Source organism: Acidovorax kalamii, from assembly GCF_002245625.1.
GTDB classification, from domain to species: Bacteria; Pseudomonadota; Gammaproteobacteria; order Burkholderiales; family Burkholderiaceae_C; genus Acidovorax; species Acidovorax kalamii.
Genome location: NZ_NOIG01000004.1, coordinates 37,233 through 56,160 on the forward strand (window position 1 = coordinate 37,233; position 18,928 = coordinate 56,160).

Annotated in this window: 15 protein-coding genes; 10 read left to right on the plus strand and 5 right to left on the minus strand. The window is 64.6% G+C overall.

Translation table 11 applies throughout. The annotated features are described in order from the left end of the window. Positions 1-2 precede the first annotated feature (2 nt). From CBY09_RS03240 to gloA2, 3 genes are all read left to right on the plus strand, one after another. Positions 3-1,070: an ABC transporter ATP-binding protein gene (locus tag CBY09_RS03240; protein ID WP_094286391.1), complete on the plus strand. Its 1,068-nt coding sequence runs from the start codon at positions 3-5 to the stop codon at positions 1,068-1,070. Between the two features lie 229 nt (positions 1,071-1,299). Further along, positions 1,300-2,277, plus strand: coding sequence for a glucokinase (glk, locus tag CBY09_RS03245; protein WP_094286393.1), 978 nt, complete (start codon positions 1,300-1,302; stop codon positions 2,275-2,277). Continuing rightward, entirely contained in the window at positions 2,274-2,711 is a 438-nt protein-coding gene (gene gloA2, locus CBY09_RS03250) for an SMU1112c/YaeR family gloxylase I-like metalloprotein (protein WP_205734084.1), read from the plus strand. Before glk ends, gloA2 begins: the two co-directional genes overlap by 4 nt. Before the next feature lie 47 nt (positions 2,712-2,758). Here the strand turns inward: gloA2 and zwf are convergent, their stop codons facing one another. Further along, positions 2,759-4,213 carry a glucose-6-phosphate dehydrogenase gene (zwf, locus tag CBY09_RS03255; RefSeq protein WP_063460134.1) on the minus strand — a complete coding sequence of 485 codons (1,455 nt, stop codon included), beginning with the start codon at positions 4,211-4,213 and terminating at the stop codon, positions 2,759-2,761. A gap of 181 nt (positions 4,214-4,394) precedes the next feature. Here zwf and pgi point away from each other — a divergent pair, with 181 nt between their 5' ends. The 3 genes from pgi (at position 4,395) to CBY09_RS03270 (ending at position 7,777) form a co-directional block, all read left to right on the plus strand. After that, positions 4,395-5,957: a glucose-6-phosphate isomerase gene (pgi, locus tag CBY09_RS03260; protein ID WP_420807440.1), complete on the plus strand. Its 1,563-nt coding sequence runs from the start codon at positions 4,395-4,397 to the stop codon at positions 5,955-5,957. Between the two features lie 113 nt (positions 5,958-6,070). Beyond that, on the plus strand, positions 6,071-7,300 hold the full coding sequence (locus CBY09_RS03265; RefSeq protein ID WP_094286397.1) for an AGE family epimerase/isomerase: 1,230 nt from the start codon (positions 6,071-6,073) through the stop codon (positions 7,298-7,300). 45 nt (positions 7,301-7,345) lie between these two features. After that, positions 7,346-7,777 (plus strand): GNAT family N-acetyltransferase, encoded by a 432-nt coding sequence (locus CBY09_RS03270; RefSeq protein ID WP_094287949.1) that lies wholly within the window; start codon positions 7,346-7,348, stop codon positions 7,775-7,777. Between the two features lie 90 nt (positions 7,778-7,867). Here CBY09_RS03270 and CBY09_RS03275 read toward each other — a convergent pair whose 3' ends face one another. Further along, positions 7,868-8,797: an SMP-30/gluconolactonase/LRE family protein gene (locus CBY09_RS03275; protein WP_094286399.1), complete on the minus strand. Its 930-nt coding sequence runs from the start codon at positions 8,795-8,797 to the stop codon at positions 7,868-7,870. Between the two features lie 99 nt (positions 8,798-8,896). Here CBY09_RS03275 and edd point away from each other — a divergent pair, with 99 nt between their 5' ends. From edd to CBY09_RS03290, 3 genes are all read left to right on the plus strand, one after another. Beyond that, complete coding sequence (gene edd, locus CBY09_RS03280) at positions 8,897-10,666, plus strand: phosphogluconate dehydratase (RefSeq protein ID WP_094287951.1); 1,770 nt, start codon at positions 8,897-8,899, stop codon at positions 10,664-10,666. After that, positions 10,657-11,313, plus strand: coding sequence for a bifunctional 4-hydroxy-2-oxoglutarate aldolase/2-dehydro-3-deoxy-phosphogluconate aldolase (gene eda, locus CBY09_RS03285; protein WP_094286401.1), 657 nt, complete (start codon positions 10,657-10,659; stop codon positions 11,311-11,313). Before edd ends, eda begins: the two co-directional genes overlap by 10 nt. Positions 11,314-11,549: 236 nt before the next feature. Then, positions 11,550-11,849: a DUF805 domain-containing protein gene (locus CBY09_RS03290; protein ID WP_094286403.1), complete on the plus strand. Its 300-nt coding sequence runs from the start codon at positions 11,550-11,552 to the stop codon at positions 11,847-11,849. Between the two features lie 123 nt (positions 11,850-11,972). On the opposite strand, the gene groL is transcribed toward CBY09_RS03290, so the two are convergent. Further along, positions 11,973-13,619, minus strand: a complete 1,647-nt coding sequence (gene groL, locus CBY09_RS03295) for a chaperonin GroEL (protein ID WP_094286405.1) — start codon at positions 13,617-13,619, stop codon at positions 11,973-11,975. 95 nt (positions 13,620-13,714) lie between these two features. Next, complete coding sequence (locus CBY09_RS03300) at positions 13,715-14,005, minus strand: co-chaperone GroES (RefSeq protein ID WP_056173280.1); 291 nt, start codon at positions 14,003-14,005, stop codon at positions 13,715-13,717. 402 nt (positions 14,006-14,407) lie between these two features. On the opposite strand from CBY09_RS03300, the gene CBY09_RS03305 reads away from it, so the two are divergent. Next, positions 14,408-16,804, plus strand: a complete 2,397-nt coding sequence (locus CBY09_RS03305) for a DNA polymerase II (protein ID WP_094286407.1) — start codon at positions 14,408-14,410, stop codon at positions 16,802-16,804. A gap of 292 nt (positions 16,805-17,096) precedes the next feature. Here the strand turns inward: CBY09_RS03305 and CBY09_RS03310 are convergent, their stop codons facing one another. Beyond that, entirely contained in the window at positions 17,097-18,821 is a 1,725-nt protein-coding gene (locus tag CBY09_RS03310; protein ID WP_133066229.1) for a hypothetical protein, read from the minus strand. Positions 18,822-18,928 lie beyond the last annotated feature (107 nt).

Below are 18,928 nucleotides of genomic sequence, written 5' to 3' on the forward strand. Positions count from 1 at the left end.
TCATGGCGTCATCACTCGACATCGCAGGCATCAACAAGCGCTTCGGCAAGGGCGACAAAAGCGTGGAAGTGCTGCGCAAGGTGGACATCCACGTCGCACCCGGCGAGTTCCTCATCCTCGTCGGCCCCTCGGGCTGCGGCAAGTCCACGCTGCTCAACATCATTGCGGGGCTGGACGAGCCCACCGAGGGCGAGATCCGCATCGGCGGCAAGAACGTGGTGGGCATGCCCCCGCGCGACCGCGACATCGCCATGGTGTTCCAGAGCTATGCGCTGTACCCCACGCTGTCCGTGGCCGACAACATCGGCTTTGCGCTGGAGATGCGCAAGATGCCCAAGGCCGAGCGCCAGAAGCGCATCGACGAAGTGGCCGCCATGCTGCAGATCAGCCACCTGCTGGACCGCCGACCCAGCCAGCTCTCGGGTGGCCAGCGCCAGCGCGTGGCCATGGGCCGGGCGCTCGCGCGCCAGCCGCAGCTGTTCCTGTTCGACGAGCCGCTGTCCAACCTCGACGCCAAGCTGCGCGTGGAGATGCGCGCCGAGATCAAGCGCCTGCACCAGGCCAGCGGCATCACCAGCGTGTACGTCACGCACGACCAGGTCGAGGCCATGACGCTGGGCTCGCGCATCGCGGTGATGAAGGGCGGCGTGGTGCAGCAGCTGGGCACCCCCGACGAGATCTACAACCGCCCGGCCAACACCTACGTGGCGACCTTCATCGGCTCGCCCACCATGAACCTGCTGCGCGGCGCCGTCACGGGCGGGCAGTTTGGCATCCAGGGTGCGGCGTTGAACCTGGCGCCACCCCCATCCAGTGCCAACGAGGTGCTGCTGGGCGTGCGCCCCGAGCACCTGGTGATGCAGGAGACCGCCCCCTGGCGCGGCCGGGTCAGCGTGGTGGAGCCCACGGGCCCGGACACCTATGTGATGGTGGACACCGCCGCAGGCAGCGTCACGCTGCGCACCGACGCCCAGACCCGCGTGCAGCCCGGCGAGCATGTGGGCCTGGCCCTGGCGCCCGCGCACGCCCACTGGTTCGATGCGCAGTCCGAAGAGCGGCTGGTGGCCTGAGAGAAAACGCGTGAACCTGCGGCGCAGGCGCCGCCACCCGACTTTGGTCTTTGTCAGGGCAAAGATTTGAAGTAAAAACAGGCTTCTGCGCGCGGCTGGCATGCTTTTTAAGCTATCAATAATATAGCTAATGAGGGCCGCAGCCGCTGGCTCTCCTACAGCCGGGCGGGTGGCACGTTCTGCCCGCCCGGCCTTTCTTCGGACCGTTTGGGATTCTTTTCGTCGATCTATGCACCCGCAGCGCCTTCTTGCCGACATTGGCGGCACCAACATCCGCCTGGCCTGGCAGGCATCGCCCACGGGCCCGCTCAACGACACGCGGGTCTTGCCCTGCGCGCAGTTCCCCACGGTGGACGCAGCGCTATTGGCCTACCTGCAAGAGGTGGGCGTGCCCACGCCGCGCGAGGCCGCGTTCGGCATCGCCAACCCCGTCACGGGCGACGCCATCCGCATGACCAACCACAGCTGGAGCTTCTCGCAGCGCGCCGTGCGCGAGGCGTTTGGTTTTGAGCGGCTGGTGGTCATCAACGACTTCACCGCACTCGCGCTGGCGCTGCCCCTGCTCACGCCCGATCAGCTGCGCCCCGTGGGCGGCGGCGCGGCCGTGCCGGGCGCCGCGATTGCGCTGCTGGGCCCGGGCACGGGCCTGGGGGTGTCGGGCCTGGTGTTTCCGCCGGGCTCCAGCCTGGGGGTGCCGCTGTCGGGCGAGGGTGGCCATGTCACGCTGGCCGCGCAGACCCAGCGCGAATTTGATGTGCTGGGCATCCTGCAAGAGCGCTACGGCCATGTGTCTGCCGAACGCGCCGTGTGTGGCGCCGGGCTGGTGGACCTGTACCACGCGCTGCGCAGGTTGGCCCAGCGTGGCGGCAAAGAGATCAGCTCGGCCGCACAGGTGACTGAGTTGGCCCTGCAAGCCAACGACCCGCTGGCGCTGGAGGCGCTGGAGCTGTTCTGTGGCTTTCTGGGGAGTGTGGCGGGCAACCTCGCGCTCACGCTGGGCGCGCGCGGTGGTGTGTTCATCGGCGGCGGCATGGTGCCGCGCCTGGGCACCTGGTTTGACCAGTCGCCGTTCCGCGCGCGGTTTGAATCCAAGGGGCGCTTCCAGTCTTACCTGGCGACGATTCCCTGCTGGGTGATCGACCCCGGCGCCACGCCCGCGCTGCACGGTGCATCGCGCGCGCTGGACATTGCGGGCTCGGACGTATGAGTAGCGACAGCGCAGCACCGCCCATGCTCCGGCCCACCGGTGTGCACCACGTGGCCATCATCGCCAGTGACTACGCGCGCTCGCGCCACTTCTACACCGAGGTGCTGGGCCTGCAGGTGGTGCACGAGCACTACCGCGCCGAGCGGCAGTCGCACAAGCTCGACCTGCAACTGCCTGATGGCACGCAGGTGGAGCTGTTCTCCTTTCCAAACCCGCCGCCGCGCCCGTCCTACCCCGAGGCCTGTGGCCTGCGCCATCTGGCGTTGCGCGTAGCCGATATGGAGGCCAGCGTGGCCGCGCTGGTGGCGCATGGCGTGGCCGTGGAGCCGGTGCGGGTGGATCCGTTCACCGGTGCACTGTTCACCTTTTTTGCCGACCCGGACGGGCTGCCGATCGAGCTGGTCGGGCCTGCGACCAGCGCCATGCCGCGCTGATTGCACTCACCCAAAAAAGAAAAGGCCCTGGTGGGCCTTTTTCCGTGTCACATCTCTTCACTCCAGCAATACCCGTCGCGCGCAATCATCGCGCTGGCCGCACGCGGGCCCCAGCTGCCCGCAGGGTAGGGGCGAGGGCCTGCCGGGTCGTTCTTCCAATATTGCAGGATGGGTTCCACCCAGCGCCAGGCTTCTTCCTGCTCGTCGCTGCGCACGAACAGGTTCAGGCGGCCTGCAATTACATCGAGCAGCAGGCGCTCGTAGGCGCCCACGCGCTCGGTGCCAAAGCGCTGGTCAAAGTCCAGGTTCAGGTGCACCTGCGACAGCGCGGGTTCCGTCTGGTGCTGGGCGGCGCCCTGGGCCATCAGGTGCAGCTCCAGCCCGTCCTTGGGCTGCAGGTTGATCACCAGCCGGTTGGCAGCGCCTGCGGGCGTCTTGAAGATGGGGTGGGGCACGGGGCGGAAGTTGATGACGATGTGCGCGTCGCGCCCCGCCAGCCGCTTGCCGGTGCGGATATAGAACGGCACACCCGCCCAGCGCCAGTTGCTGATTTCGGTGCGCAGCGCCACAAAGGTCTCGGTGGTGCTGCCGGGGGCCACGCCTTTTTCTTGTGCATAGCCGGGCACGGGCTGGCCCTGGTGGTTGCCCGCCGCGTACTGGCCGCGGATCACATGCTGGCCAATGGTTTCCAGCGTCCAGGGCTTGAGCGACTGCAGTACCTTGAGCTTTTCGTCGCGGATCGCGTTGGCGCTGGAGTTGATGGGCGGCTCCATGCCGATCGCGCACAAGAGCTGCAGCGCGTGGTTCTGCACCATGTCGCGCATCGCACCGGTCTGGTCGTAGAACGCGCCGCGCGATTCCACGCCCAGCTCTTCGGCAATCGTGATCTGGATGTTGGCAATGGTCTCGCGGCGCCACAGGGGCTCGAACAGCGCGTTGCCAAATCGCAGCGCAAACAGGTTCTGCACCGAGGGCTTGCCCAGATAGTGGTCGATGCGGAAGACCTGCTCTTCCTTGAGCACGCGGCGCAGGGTGTCGTTGATGGCGCGGTTGGACTGCAGGTCGTGGCCCAGGGGCTTTTCCAGCACCACGCGGGTGGTGGGGCCGTTCAGGCCCACGGCGGCGATCTGCTCGCACACGTTGGTGAACAGGCTGGGCGCGGTGGCCACGTACATCACCACCGAGTCGGCGCCGCGTGCCTTCAGTGTCTCGGCCAGGCGTTCGTAGTCCTGGGTTTTGGACAGGTCCATGCGCAGGTAATTCAGCAAGGCCGCAAACCGCGCAAACTCGTCCGGTGTGGGGCGCTTGGCCAGTTCCACGCTGTCGAACCGCGACTGGATCAGGCTGCGGTATTGTTCGTCGCTCAGGTCGTCGCGCGCCACGGCGATGATGCGCCCGCCCTCGGGCAGCGTGCCATGGCGGAATGCCTGAAACAATGCGGGCATGAGCTTGCGCCAGGCAAGGTCGCCGGTGCCGCCGAACAGGACGAGGTCAAAACTCATGGTGTCTCCGTGGTGGGTGTGTCGTTTTGCTGCGTGGAATTGTAATCACGTTACATAAATTTGTGGCCTTCTTTGCTATGTTCCTGCTGCATGTAACCCAAAAGAATCCGTAAAACTCGTTGAATTTCTGTAATCAAGTTACCATTCCGGCGCATTTCCAACCCCAGACGACATGACCCTCATGCCCACCCGTTGCGACCAGACTGCCCTTTGGCCCCTGCTGGCGGCCCACTTTGACGCCCAGGGCCGCAGCCTGGACATGCGCCAGGCCTTTGCTCAAGACGCGGGTCGTTTTGCGCATTTCAGCCAGCAGGCGCCCCACGTGTTTGCCGACCTCTCCAAGAACCTGTGGAGCTGCGAGACCGAAGCCCTGCTATTGGATCTGGCCCGCGCCTGCGGGGTGGAACAGCACCGCGATGCGATGTTGGCGGGCGAGGCCATCAACACCACCGAAAACCGCGCCGTGCTGCACACGCTGCTGCGCCGCCCTGCAGGCGTGGCCCTGCCCGGTGATGTGCCGGAGACCGTGCAGCGTCTGGCCGATGTGCACCACACGCTTGATGCGATGCTGCAGTATGCCGAGCAGGTGCGTAGCGATGCCGCCATCACCGACGTGGTGAACATCGGCATTGGCGGGTCGGACCTGGGCCCGCACATGGCGGTGCGCGCGCTCGAAGAGTTCCGCATCCCCGGCAAGCGCTTCCACTTTGTGTCGAACGTGGACGGGCATGAGTTGCACCATGTGCTCAAGGGCCTGCGGCCCGAGAGCACGCTGTTCCTCATCGCGTCCAAAACCTTCACCACGGCCGAGACCATGACCAACGCGCGCTCGGCACTCGCGTGGTTTGCTGCCCAGGGCGGTCGCGATGTGGCCCGCCACTTTGCCGCACTCACCACCAACATCGAAGCCGCAGCGGCCCTGGGCATCACCACCACCTTCGGGTTCTGGGACTGGGTGGGCGGCCGCTACTCGCTGTGGTCGGCCATTGGCCTGCCGATTGCTATTGCGATTGGTGCCCAAGGCTTCCGCGACTTCCTCGCGGGCGCACATGCCATGGACGAGCATTTCCGCACCGCGCCGCTGGCGCAGAACCTGCCGGTGCGCCTGGGACTGCTCGATGTCTGGTACCGCAATTTCCATGGCTTCACCAGCCGCTGCATCGCGCCGTACCACGCCGCGCTGGGCCGTTACTCGGCCTACCTGCAGCAGCTGGAGATGGAGAGCAACGGCAAGCGCGTGGCGCAAGACGGCAGCACGCTGGCCTGCGTCACATCGCCCGTGCTGTGGGGCGAGCCCGGCACCAACGGCCAGCACGCGTTCTTCCAGATGCTGCACCAGGGGGCCGACGTGCTGCCGCTGGAGATCGTGGCCGTGCGCAAGGCCTCGCACCCGCTGCCCGGCCATCAGCAAAAGCTGCTGGCTAACGCGCTGGCGCAGACGCAGGCGCTGATGGTGGGCAAGGTCAGCGACGACGGCCACCGGCACTTTCCGGGCAACCGTCCCAGCACCCTGATGCTGCTCGAATCCCTCACTCCCACATCGCTGGGCGCGCTGATTGCGCTGCAGGAGCACCGCGTGTTTGTGAGCGGCAGCCTGTGGGGCATCAACAGCTTTGACCAGTGGGGCGTGGAGCTGGGCAAGGTGCTGGCCAAGGACCTGGAGGCACGGCTGGAGAGCGGCGATGTGGCCGGGCTCGATGGCTCCACGGCGGGCCTGCTGGGCCTGTTGCGCAGCGCGGCCTGACCCCCGGAACATTGCTTTTCTTGGGGCAGCGCTGGCGGCAGACCAGGCCCCCCCCACCGGCAGAGACCGGCACGGTTTCTGGCCTACAGCTAACGCATCAGGAGACCCCCCCCATGGCGATTCCGCCCTATCCGGACTTCCGCTCCGCAGCCTTTTTGCGCCAGCATCTGCGGGCCACCATGGCGTTCTACGACCCCGTGGCCACCGATCCGAGCGGCGGGCAGTTCCACTTCTTTCTGGACGACGGCACGGTTTACAACACGCACACCCGCCATCTCGTCAGCGCCACCCGTTTTGTGGTCACGCACGCCATGCTCTACCGCACCACGGGGGAGGCGCGTTATCAGGCGGGCATGCGGCACGCGCTCACGTTCCTGCGCACCGCGTTTCTTGACCCTGCCACGGGCGGCTACGCCTGGCTGATCGACTGGCAGGATGGCCGCACCACCGTGCAAGACGCCACGCGCCACTGCTACGGCATGGCCTTTGTGATGCTGGCGTATGCCCGCGCTTGCGAGGCCGGAGTGCCCGAGGCCCGCGATTGGCTGTCTGAGGCTTTTGAAACTGCCGAACAGCACTTCTGGCAACCTGCCGCAGGCCTGTATGCCGACGAGGCAAGCCCCGAGTGGCAGGTGACCAGCTACCGAGGCCAGAACGCCAACATGCACGCCTGCGAGGCCATGATCTCCTCCTTCCGCGCTACGGGCGAGCGTCGTTACATCGAGTGTGCCGAACAACTCGCGCAAGGTATCTGCCAGCGGCAGGCCGCGCTGTCCACCCGCGCCCTTGCGCCCGCTGCCGAAGGTTGGGTGTGGGAGCACTTCCATGCCGACTGGTCCGTGGACTGGGACTACAACCGCCATGACCGCAGCAACATCTTCCGCCCCTGGGGCTACCAGATCGGCCACCAGACCGAATGGGCCAAGCTGCTGCTGCAACTCGACGCCTTGCTGCCCGCCGAATGGCACCTGCCGTGTGCGCAGCGCCTGTTCGATACCGCTGTGGAGCGGGGTTGGGATGCCGAACACGGCGGCCTGTACTACGGCATGGCGCCCGACGGCAGCATCTGCGACGACGGCAAATACCACTGGGTGCAGGCCGAGAGCATGGCGGCTGCAGCGGTGCTTGCTGTTCGCACGGGCAACGAGCGCTACTGGCAGTGGTACGACCGCATCTGGGCCTACTGCTGGGCCCACTTTGTGGACCATGAACATGGCGCATGGTTTCGCATCCTGCACCGCGACAACCGCAATACCACCCGCGAGAAGAGCAATGCGGGGAAGGTGGACTATCACAACATGGGGGCGTGTTATGACGTGTTGGGGGCGCTGGGAGGGGTGTGAGTAAGAATGATGGCTATCGGCCAATTTCGGGCAAGGGAGTCACAAGTGTCACTCGAATGGAAACTCTCTACTGATGGGATCGACTGGGAAGAACTTTCTGCCCTTTATCGAGCCGCCCCTCTGGGTGAGAAGAGCCCGCTTCATCTGCAGAAGGTCTTCTCAAACAGCATGTTCAAGTGTTTCGTCTACGAGAATGCGAAGCTCGTAGCTGTGGGGCGCGCGCTCGCAGATGGTGCAGATTGCTCGTACATCTGCGACATTGCGGTATCGCCTGGTCATCAAGGTACAGGCCTCGGCAAACAGGTTGTCAGCAAGTTGATGGAAATGTCATGCGGACACAAGAAAATCATCTTGTATGCAGTTCCTGGCAAAGAGCCTTTCTATAGAAAGTTTGGCTTCTTGCGAATGAAGACTGCCATGGCCATTTTTGAGAATCAGAAGCAGCAAGTTGAGAAGGGCTACCTCAGTGAAGCCTAGTTCTTCTGTCGTGAGGGTCGGCGTAGGTGGTAGGTGCCAACCTTCAGGAAAGCCAAACGTCTGCAATGGTCCTTGAACCGCCCAGCGTCCTTAATACGTGAAGAGGTTCACTGGTAGTCCAGCAGTCTCCACCCGCACGCTGAACAGCGACCCTGCCGGCACCGCCGCCTCCTGCTCCTCCACCGGCCGCCCCGCCCGTGCCGACGTGATGAACAACGTCTGCAAATCCTCCCCTCCAAAACACACCATGGTCGGACACTGCACCGGCACGGTAATGCGCTGCAGCACCTCACCCGCTGGCGAAAGCTGCAACACGCAAGCCCCTTCGTACATCGCCACCCAGTAGTTGCCTTCCACATCCACCGCCGCACCATCGGGCCGCCCACCGTAGGGCTGGCCTTCCACCTTGCGATCGAACTGCACCCAAGGGCGGCGGTTGGTGATTTCGCCCGTGGCCACATCGAAGTCGAACTGGTCGATGCGGTGCTCCGGCGTGTTCGACCAGTACAGCGTGCGGTTGTCGGGGCTGAAGGCCAGGCCGTTGGCGGTGAAGTTGTCGCCTGCCATGTGGCGCACGCGGTAGCCGGTGGCGCTGGTCGGGTCGGTCTGCAGGCACCACAGCGCGGCATTCGGTGCCGTTCGCGGCGTGATGACGGAGCCTGCCCAGAAGCGGCCTGTCGTGTCGCAGCGACCATCGTTCAGGCGCAGCACAGCGGTGTCGTGCAGGTCAGCGGGCAGCAAGGCCAGGCAGGTGAGGGCGGTGGGGTCGGCGCTGTCCTTCGCGGTATCCAGAAGATAGAAACCGTTTCGTAACCCGATTACCAATCGCCCATCAGCCGCTGGCGCACAGCAGCCAGGCTCGCTGGGCATGCGCCATTGCCGGTGGCGGCCGCTTTCGGGATGCCATGCGTGTACTGCTTGACCCTGAATGTCACACCAATACAGGGATTTCTCCGTGGGGTGCCAGAAGGGGGATTCGCCCAGTTCGGACGGCGGCAAGGGCAAGGTTTGCAGGGACATGGGTTGAATCGTGGTGGTTATCGAGTTACATTCTAGGGCCTCAGATACTGAGCCCCGGCGCCATGCACGGGGCCTTGCCACCCACCGATGGAGACCTCCATGCACCCAGTTGTAGCGCGCGTGACCGAGCGCATTGTCCAGCGCAGCGCAGACACGCGCGGCGCCTACCTTGCTGGCATTGACGCCATGATCGCCCGCAAGCCCGCCCAAGACCGCATGGGCTGCGCCAACCTGGCCCACGCCTATGCGGCGCTGCCGGGCTCTGACAAGTTCAAGGTCACGGTCGAGAAGGCCCCCAACATCGGCATCGTCACGGCCTACAACGACATGCTCTCGGCCCACCAGCCGTACCAGGGCTACCCTGCCATCCTGCGCGATGAAGCCGCCAAGCAGGGAGCCACAGTGCAGGTGGCCGGTGGCGTGCCTGCGATGTGCGACGGCGTGACGCAGGGCACGCCCGGCATGGAGCTGTCGCTGTTCTCCCGCGACGCCATTGCCATGGCCACGGCGGTAGCGCTGTCCCACGACGTGTTCGATGGCGCGCTGTTGCTGGGCGTGTGCGACAAGATCGTGCCGGGCCTGCTGATTGGCGCGCTGCACTACGGGCATCTGCCCTGCGTGTTTGTGCCCGCAGGCCCCATGGGCACGGGCTTGTCGAACAAGGACAAGGCCAAGGTGCGCGAGCAGTACGCGCAGGGGCTGGTGGGCCGCGACGAACTGCTCCAGGCCGAGTCGGCCGCGTACCACAGTCCCGGCACCTGCACGTTTTATGGCACCGCCAACAGCAACCAGATGCTGCTCGAAGCCATGGGTCTGCATGTGCCCGGCGCGGCGTTCGAGTCGCCCGGTACCGAAGCACGCGAGGCCTTCACGCGCCAGGCGCTGCGCACGGTGCTCGACATCGGCAAGCGCGGCAAGCGCTTCACGCCCATCGGCAAGCTGGTGGACGAGCGCTGCATCGTCAACGCCATGGTGGCCCTGCTGGCCACAGGCGGCTCGACCAACCACCTGATCCACTGGGTGGCGATTGCGCGCAGCGCGGGCATTCTGATCGACTGGACGGACTTTGACGAACTCTCGTCTGTGGTGCCGCTGCTGGCCCGCGTGTACCCCAATGGCGATGCCGACGTGAACCAGTTCCAGGCAGCAGGTGGCCCGCCCTGGATCCTGCGCGAGTTGCTCGCTGGCGGCTTCATGCACCCCGATGTGTTGAGCGTGAACGCGGGTGGCATTGCCGATGGCGGGCAGGGCGCACCGGCCCAGTCGGGCGACGAAAGCGTGCTGCGCCCTGTGTCCAAGCCCTTCTCGCCCACGGGCGGCCTGCGCCTGTTGCAGGGGCGACTGGGCCGTGCGGTGATCAAGGTCTCGGCCGTGCCGGAAGACCGCCACATCGTCGAAGCACCCGCCCGCGTGTTCGATTCGCAGGAAGCCTTGCTCGCCGCCTTCAGCGCGGGCGATGTGAATCATGACATGGTGGCTGTGGTGCGCTTCCAGGGCCCGCAGGCCAATGGCATGCCCGAGTTGCACAAGCTCACGCCCCCGCTGGCGGTGCTGCAGAACCAGGGCTTCAAAGTGGCGCTGGTGACCGATGGGCGCATGAGCGGCGCATCGGGCAAGGTGCCCGCCGCCATCCACGTCACGCCCGAGGCGCTGGCCGGTGGCCCGCTGGCCAAGGTGCGCGATGGCGATATCGTGCGGGTCGATGCCGTGGCGGGTACGCTGGATGTGCTGGTCGATGACGCCACCTGGGCCGCACGCACACCCTCGCCCTACAACGCACCTGCGCAAACCGGCTTTGGCCGCGAACTCTTCACCAACTTTCGCCGCCACGCCGGCGGTGCCGAACAAGGAGCCTGCACATGGCTGTAACCCCTGCTTCCACCCCCATGAATCCTCTCGACATCGCCAGCCATGGCCCCGTCATCCCCGTCATCGTGATCGACCGCGTGGAAGACGCACTGCCCCTGGCCGAGGCCCTGCTGGCCGGTGGCGTGAAGGTGCTGGAAGTGACACTGCGCACCGCTGCGGGCCTGCCCGCCATCGAAACCATCGCCCGCCATCTGCCCGAGGCCGTGGTGGGCGTGGGCACAGTGCTCAACGCCGATGACGCCCGCCGCGCGAGCGAAGCCGGTGCACGGTTTGCCGTGAGCCCCGGCTACACGTCGGCAGTGGGCAGTGCCTGCAAGGGCCTGAACCTTCCGCTGCTGCCCGGTGTGGCCACGTCGAGCGAGATCATGGCGGCGCTGGCCGACGGATTCTCGTTCCTCAAGCTGTTCCCGGCCGAGGCCGTGGGCGGCATTCCGCTGCTCAAGTCCTGGGCCAGCCCGTTTGGCCAGGTGAGCTTTTGCCCCACGGGCGGCATCACCAACGCCACCGCCCCCAACTACCTGGCGCTGCCCAATGTGCGCTGCGTGGGCGGCTCGTGGCTCACGCCCACCGATGCGGTGCGCGCGGGCGACTGGACGCGCATCACCGAGCTGGCACGCGCCACGCAGGCGCTGCGCAACGCGGGGTGAAGTCATTTGGCGTAGAAAAATTTAGCAAAAAATGGCCGTTTCCGCCTGATGGGCATGTCTTTGTAGCTATAAAAAATATAGTAGACGGCCGCCAATGCGCTGCGTGCCATCCACACCGCACGACGGCGCCCAGCAATTTCCTTCGGGCGCTGACGCAGAGCCCCCCTATCATGGCGCGGGGGCCAAGGTCCCCCACATCGCTGGTTTGTTTTTTCAACCAAGAGAGGGAGTGCACTATGGATTTTGTTTCTGCTGTCAAAAGCTGCTTCGCGCAGTACGCGGGCTTTTCGGGCCGCGCACCACGCTCGGAGTTCTGGTGGTTTGCCCTGTTCCAGGTGGTGGTGCTGGTGGTGACCGGCTTTGTGAGCGAGGTGCTGTACGGCATTGTGGCGCTGGCCTTATTGTTGCCCGCCCTGGCTGTGGGGGCGCGCCGCTTGCATGACATTGGCCGGTCGGGCTGGTGGCAGCTGCTGTCACTCACCGGTATCGGTTCGCTGGTGCTGATCTACTGGTGGGTGCAGCCCAGCGGGGAGTAAAGCCACCGCTGCAAGCGGCCCCAACAAGGCCGCCATAAAAAAGCCCGCAGACCGTAAGGCCTGCGGGCTTTTGTGTTGTGGACTGCGCAGCGAGCACCGGGCTGCTGCGCAGGGGCCGGGCAATTACATGCCCATGCCGCCCATGCCACCCATGCCGCCCATGTCGGGCATGCCAGCAGCAGGTGCGTCGTCCTTCGGAGCCTCGGCCACCATGGCTTCGGTCGTCAGCAGCAGCGAAGCCACGGAAGCGGCGTTCTGCAGGGCTGTACGGGTCACCTTCGTGGGGTCCAGGATACCCATTTCGATCATGTCGCCATAGGTGTCGTTGGCAGCGTTGAAGCCGTAGTTGCCCTTGCCGTTCAGCACGGCGTTCACCACCACCGATGGCTCGCCACCAGCGTTGTAAACGATCTCGCGCAGAGGGGCTTCGATGGCCTTCAGGATCAGCTTCACGCCAGCGTCTTGGTCAGCGTTGTCGCCCTTGATCTCGCCAGCCGCTTGGCGTGCGCGCAGCAGGGCCACGCCACCACCGGCCACGATGCCTTCTTCCACAGCAGCGCGGGTAGCGTGCAGGGCGTCTTCCACGCGGGCCTTCTTTTCCTTCATTTCGACTTCGGTCGCAGCGCCCACCTTGATCACTGCCACGCCGCCAGCCAGCTTGGCCACGCGCTCTTGCAGCTTTTCACGGTCGTAGTCGCTGGTCGCTTCTTCGATCTGGATGCGGATTTGCTTCACGCGGGCTTCGATGTCGGCAGCGGCACCAGCACCGTCGATGATGATGGTGTTTTCCTTGCCCACTTCGATGCGCTTGGCTTGGCCCAGGTCGGCCAGCGTGACCTTCTCCAGGCTCAGGCCCACTTCTTCAGCGATGACCTTGCCGCCCGTCAGGATGGCGATGTCTTCCAGCATGGCCTTGCGACGGTCACCGAAGCCAGGAGCCTTCACAGCCACGACCTTCAGGATGCCGCGGATGGTGTTGACCACCAGCGTAGCCAGGGCTTCGCCTTCGACTTCTTCAGCAATGATCAGCAGGGGACGGCCGGCCTTGGCGACTTGTTCCAGCGTGGGCAGCAGGTCGCGGATGTTGCTGATCTTCTTGTCGAACAGCAGCACGAAGGGGTTGTCCAGCAGAGCGGCTTGCTTTTCGGGGTTGTTGATGAAGTAGGGCGACAGGTAGCCGCGGTCGAATTGCATGCCTTCCACGACATCCAGCTCGTTTTGCAGGGACTTGCCGTCTTCCACGGTGATCACGCCTTCCTTTCCGACCTTGTCCATGGCGTCCGCAATGATCTTGCCGATGGATTCGTCGGAGTTGGCGGAGATCGAACCCACTTGGGCGATTTCCTTGGAGGTGGTGGTGGGCTTGGAAGCCTTCTTCAGCTCTTCGGTCAGGGCCAGCACGGCCTTGTCGATACCGCGCTTCAGGTCCATGGGGTTCAGGCCAGCGGCCACGTACTTGGAGCCTTCGCGCACGATGGCCTGGGCCAGCACGGTGGCGGTGGTGGTGCCGTCACCAGCGTTGTCGCTGGTCTTGGAGGCCACTTCCTTCACGAGCTGGGCGCCCATGTTCTGCAGCTTGTCCTTGAGTTCGATTTCCTTGGCCACGGACACACCGTCCTTGGTCACGGTGGGGGCGCCGAACGAGCGCTCCAGCACCACATTGCGGCCCTTGGGGCCCAGCGTGACCTTGACCGCGTTGGCCAGGATGTTCACGCCTTCAACCATGCGAGCGCGGGCTTCGCCGCCGAAAACTACGTCTTTTGCTGCCATTTTTGGCTCCTGAAAATTAGGTTCAAATTTGCTGCTGGTGCCTGTCAATCAAGCGTCAGCAGCTATGAAAAGATGAGTAACGCAGGGATGAGAAATTACTTCTCGACCACAGCAAACAAATCGTCTTCCTTCATGACCAGCAGCTCGTCGCCGTTGACCTTGACGGTCTGGCCCGAGTACTTGCCGAACAGAACGCGGTCACCGACCTTCACGTTCAGGGCGAGCACTTCGCCCTTGTCGTTCTTCTTGCCGGGACCTACGGCCAGCACTTCACCTTGATCGGGCTTTTCAGCGGCGTTGTCAGGGATCACGATGCCGGAGGCGGTCGTGGTTTCGCTTTCGATACGCTTGACGATCACGCGATCGTGCAGAGGGCGAAGGTTCATTGCAATGCTCCTGTTTTCAGTAAAAAAGCTGACGTACTCAGCGCCTGGATGCCCAGGCGCTCCCAAACTTCCGGCATGCGAGTGCGGTGTTAGCACTCGTCTGCGGTGAGTGCTAATGATACGGGCATTTGTGGCCGTTTCAAGACACCCCCTCAGAACATGGGGGAGAAGTGCTGTAGCGCAGCAGCGCCGCCTCAGAACCACGCCCAAATGCGCCGCAGCAATGCGGGTGCTGGCCGGGCAGGGCGGAATACATAGCGCGATGGTTTGTGCATGGCCTTCTTGGTGGCAGTTTTACGATACTGTATAAAAAATCAGTATCATGCACAAGAGCCACCGCACCTCTCCACCATCTCGCCCTAGGCATCAGAATTGCCGCGCCAGCGTCCCCTGCTCCACCTGATGTCCTCAGCCCTCGCAACCACCGAACTCCGGGGCTTCCTTCTCACCCGCAACTGGCGGGACCTCCCAGACGGCACCGAGATCGAGTATTGGCTGGCCACCGACGAGGGGCCGAAGAAGGTGCTGATAACCCGACAGACGTCGGTCGCCTTTCTGCCTGACTGCCATCGGGCCGCAGCGCAAGCTCCGCTGGCAAGCGCGCAGGGCTTGGAGGTAAGGGAGCTCGATCTGAAGACGTTCGACCAGAAGCCCGTCCTCGGTGTCTATGCTCGCAGGTTCCGCGATCTGGGCAAGCTGGCGCGCGCACTCCAGCCACTGGGAATACCGCTCTACGAAGCGGATGTCCGCCCGCACGATCGCTACCTGATGGAGCGGTTCATCACGGCCGGTGTTCTGGTCGAGGGAGGCCAGCGCGAAGGTTCGACCATCCTCGACGGCAGGTTGAAGCCCGCGTCTGGTTGGCGCCCGGTGTTGAAGGTGGTGTCGCTGGACATCGAGACGAGCGCAACGGAGGATCTGTACTCCATCGCACTGGATGGTGCGGGTGACCGGGTGGTGTTCATGCTGGGGGAAGCACCAGAGTCTGTGCCGGCGCCAGCTGTGTCGCCGATGGACTTCAGGCTTGTGTACTGCTCAACTCGCAGGGCGATGATCGAGCAGCTCAATGCCTGGTTTGCGGACCATGACCCGGATGTCATCGTCGGCTGGAGCGTGATCCAGTTCGACCTGCGGGTGCTGCAAAAGACCGCCGACGCGAACTCCGTGCAGCTGTTGCTCGGACGCGAGCGCCGCCCCATCGTGTGGCGTACGCACCCCGGCCGTCAGGGCTACCTGTTCGCGCCCATGCCCGGGCGTGTGGTTGTCGATGGCATCGAAGCACTGCGGGCGGGCATGTGGAGCTTCCCGTCTTTCAGCCTCGAAGCGGTCTCGCAGGCATTGCTGGGCGAGGGCAAGGAGATCGGCGATGCCTACGACAAGATGGCGGAGATCGAGCGGCGCTACCAGGAAGACAAGCCCGCGCTGGCCAGCTACAACATCCGCGACTGCGCGCTCGTCCTGCGAATCTTCGAAAAACTGGAACTGCTGCCGTTCGTACTGGAGCGAGCCCAGACGACAGGCTTGCAGATAGATCACTTCGGCGGCTCCATCGCCGCATTCAGCCACCACTACCTGCCGCGCATGCACCGCCTGGGCTACGTGGCTCCCAACGTGGGTGACATCGCAGCCAAGGCCTTTCCCGGCGGCTATGTGATGGACTCCACCCCGGGCTTCTACGACTCCGTCGTGGTCCTGGACTACAAAAGCCTGTACCCCTCCATCATCCGGACCTTTCTGGTGGACCCCGTGGGTCTGGCCGAGGGAGAGAGCGCCGACATCCAGAGCGGGTTGGTGCAGGGGCCGCAAGGCACGCTGTTTTCGCGCGACAAACACTGTCTGCCGGACATCGTGACCACACTCTCGAATGCCCGGGACGAGGCCAAGCGGAACCGGAACCAGCCGCTGTCGCAGGCCCTGAAGCTGCTCATGAATTCCTTCGCCGGGGTGCTCGGCGCGTCCGAGTGCCGCTTCTTCAATCCGAAGCTGGTGTCCGCCGTGACCCTGCGCGGCCACGAGGTGATGAAGCTCACCCGGACGTTCGTTGAGCTGCGTGGATACCAGGTCATCTACGGAGACACCGACTCCATCTTCATCTGGCTCAAACGCACCTATCCCAATGCGGAGGCGCACGCCATTGCGGCCCATCTGGTGCAGGAAGTCAACGCCTGGTGGACCCGCAAGCTGCGAGAAGAGCAGCAGCTGGAGAACTTCCTCGAAATCGAGTTCGATACCCACTACGCCAAGTTCTTCATGCCCACCATCCGGGGATCGGACGTCGGCAGCAAGAAGCGCTACGCCGGCCTGAGCGTCGATGAAGAAGGTCGGGAGGAGATGGTTTATCGCGGGCTGGAGATGGCCCGCAGCGACTGGACCCCGTTGGCGCGCCAGTTCCAGGAAGGCTTGTTATCACGCATCTTCCACGGTGAGCCCTACCGGGAGTTCGTGACCGACTATGCGCGGTCAATGCTGGATGGTCAGATGGATGCGCTGCTCGTCTACCGAAAACGCCTGCGCCACCGACTCGATGCCTATGAGGTCAACGTGCCTCCCCAGGTGCGCGCGGCGCGCATTGCTGACGCGCACAACGCGAAGCTGAACCGTCCGCAGCAGTACCAGCGTGGAGGCTGGATCGAGTACGTGATGACGCAGAGCGGCCCCGAGCCTCTGGAGGCCCGGTACTCGCGCATTGACTATGAGCACTACCTCGTCAAACAACTCCAGCCCATCGCCGATGCGATTCTTCAGCCGTTGGGCGACAGCTTTGTGGCATTGACGAGTGCGCAGAAGGTGCTGTTCTAGGGAGCACCAGTGGTTGACCTGGTGCGACACCCTGATGCGGAGTGGTTGACGAGGGCAAGCACACAAAGTCATTTCTGCGTCCGATAGCAAGCTTCGCACTCACGAAACTGTAGTGGCGCAAAAACCGCACCGACGAATGTAGAGTGGCGCGGGCCTCTAAACACCAATGGCGCAGTTTGGAGGAAGCTAAAAAATCAATGACTTACGTCTGCTGGGTCTCTCAGGTTGACTGGCGTTTTGCAGCTAAGGCGTGCAGAACACCTTCGCCCGGGGGGCAGGGGCGGCGCGGCCATCACAGGCCCTGCAAAACCTGTGTCTGCCAGGCCTGCAGGGTTTCCTGCCGCTCGCGGCGCGCGGTGTCGTCGGCTTCCTGGGCGTCTTGCTGGCGCTGCAGCTGCAGCTGCTTGAGCAGGGGGAGCAGGTCGGTGTGCCGGGACTGTGGCCCGGGTGCACTGGTGCTGTTGCCCGTGACCTGGTTGTTTTCCACCCTGAGCGTGTGCAGCGAGAGGGACGCGGCCTGGGTGAGTGTGGCGCGGATGGCCTCGCCGTTGTCGTAGGCCAGGTGCGCCTCCGTGCTGCTGCTGTCGTCCACCTTGTTGTAGAGGTAGTTCTGTGACGCCGAGGTGGTGTCAAGCCGGGGGGCGGCCGACACCAGCAGAGACTGGTGGTAGGAGGCCACGAGCTGCGCGGTCTGGGTCTGGCTGACGGCCCGGTTGCGGCTGGAGCTGCCCGTGATGTGGGTGGACTGGTTCAGCGTGTAGTGGAAGGTGTCGAGTTCCTGCGTGCGGCGCGGGTTGGTGGCCCGCGTGGTGGCCGTGATGCTGGCGTCAAAGTCCGCCAGGCCCGTCAACAGGCCCTGGTCTTCTTCGCCGAAGGTGCCGGGCAGGGTGTGCAGCGCGGTGCCGGGTTTCAGGCCAACGCCTGTGTGGGGGGCGTCGTAGCGGCTGTGCATGGCTGCAAAGCTGGACTTGAACAGGTCCACCAGGGCCTGTCGGGCCTGGCCGCGTTCTGCTGCCTTGTCGATGCGGCCCAGGTAGCGCTCGACAGCATTGGCCCGTTGTGCGTCCGTACCCCATTGGGCGGGCTGGCGCAGGTCGGTTGCCATCTTCACCACGCCGTCGCGACTTCGCAGCTGCACTGCGCGCCGGTCTCCATCGACCTGGAGCTGCGCGCCCAGCGTCAACACCCGGTTGCCATCCCTGTCCTTGCCATACATCTCTGTCTGGAGTTCCAGCCGGGTGAATACCTTGCTGTCGAACCGGAGCAGTTCTTCCACATCCAGCTTCGGGTCGTCACCCGACAGCCCCTGCACTGCCTTGTCGAATCCGCTGGCCAGGGCGCGGAGCGCTTCGCGCTCCTGCACACCGAGTTCCCCTTCCACCACGACCTCGACCGACATGCCCGCGCCGGAGGCGCTGGGCTCAAGCTGGTCGTGGATGGACAGGCGCACCCTGGCGCCAGACCGCGTCTCGATGGAGAGTTCCACACTGCCACTGGGGCGGCTCTTGAAGGACCAGAGCGCATCCATGGCCTTGCCCTGGATCCGGTCGGGCGAAGCGACGGCAGCCATGTCCACCACGGTTTGCCGGTAGCCCACGCCCGTGCTGGCCACCTGCCCCAGCAGCGCAGAGCCCAGGCCCGCCAGGCGGCCTTGCTGTGTGGTGGCACTGGCGTTGCGGCCCATCACCTCGGCCAGGGCGTTGTCCGGGGCTTGTTCCCACACCTGCATGCGCCCGCCCCGGGTCTGCATGTCCAGCAGTGCTTCGTAGGTGGCGGGGGTTGTCTGCAGGCTGCCTGGCATCTGCGTGATGTGCAGGAAGCGTGGGTTGCCCTGCACGGTGGCGCTGGCGATGTTGTTGGTGGTGGTGGGGCTGCTGGCTGCAACGGGTTTTTGTGGGGTGACCGGCGCTGGCTGCGCCGCTACCGGGCGCGTTGCTGCCGATGGGGCGGGGGTTACTGTGGGGCTCCACGCCGTTGCCAGCGCGGGGGGACGGCTGGACAGGCCGACAACACTCATGGGTGGTTTTTTCTCGTTGGTTTTATCCTGGGTTTATCGGCAGCGGGCCGCAGAACTGAAAGGGAAAGGTGAAAGGGGCAGGCCGCCGTCCCGCCTGTCAACCCCGC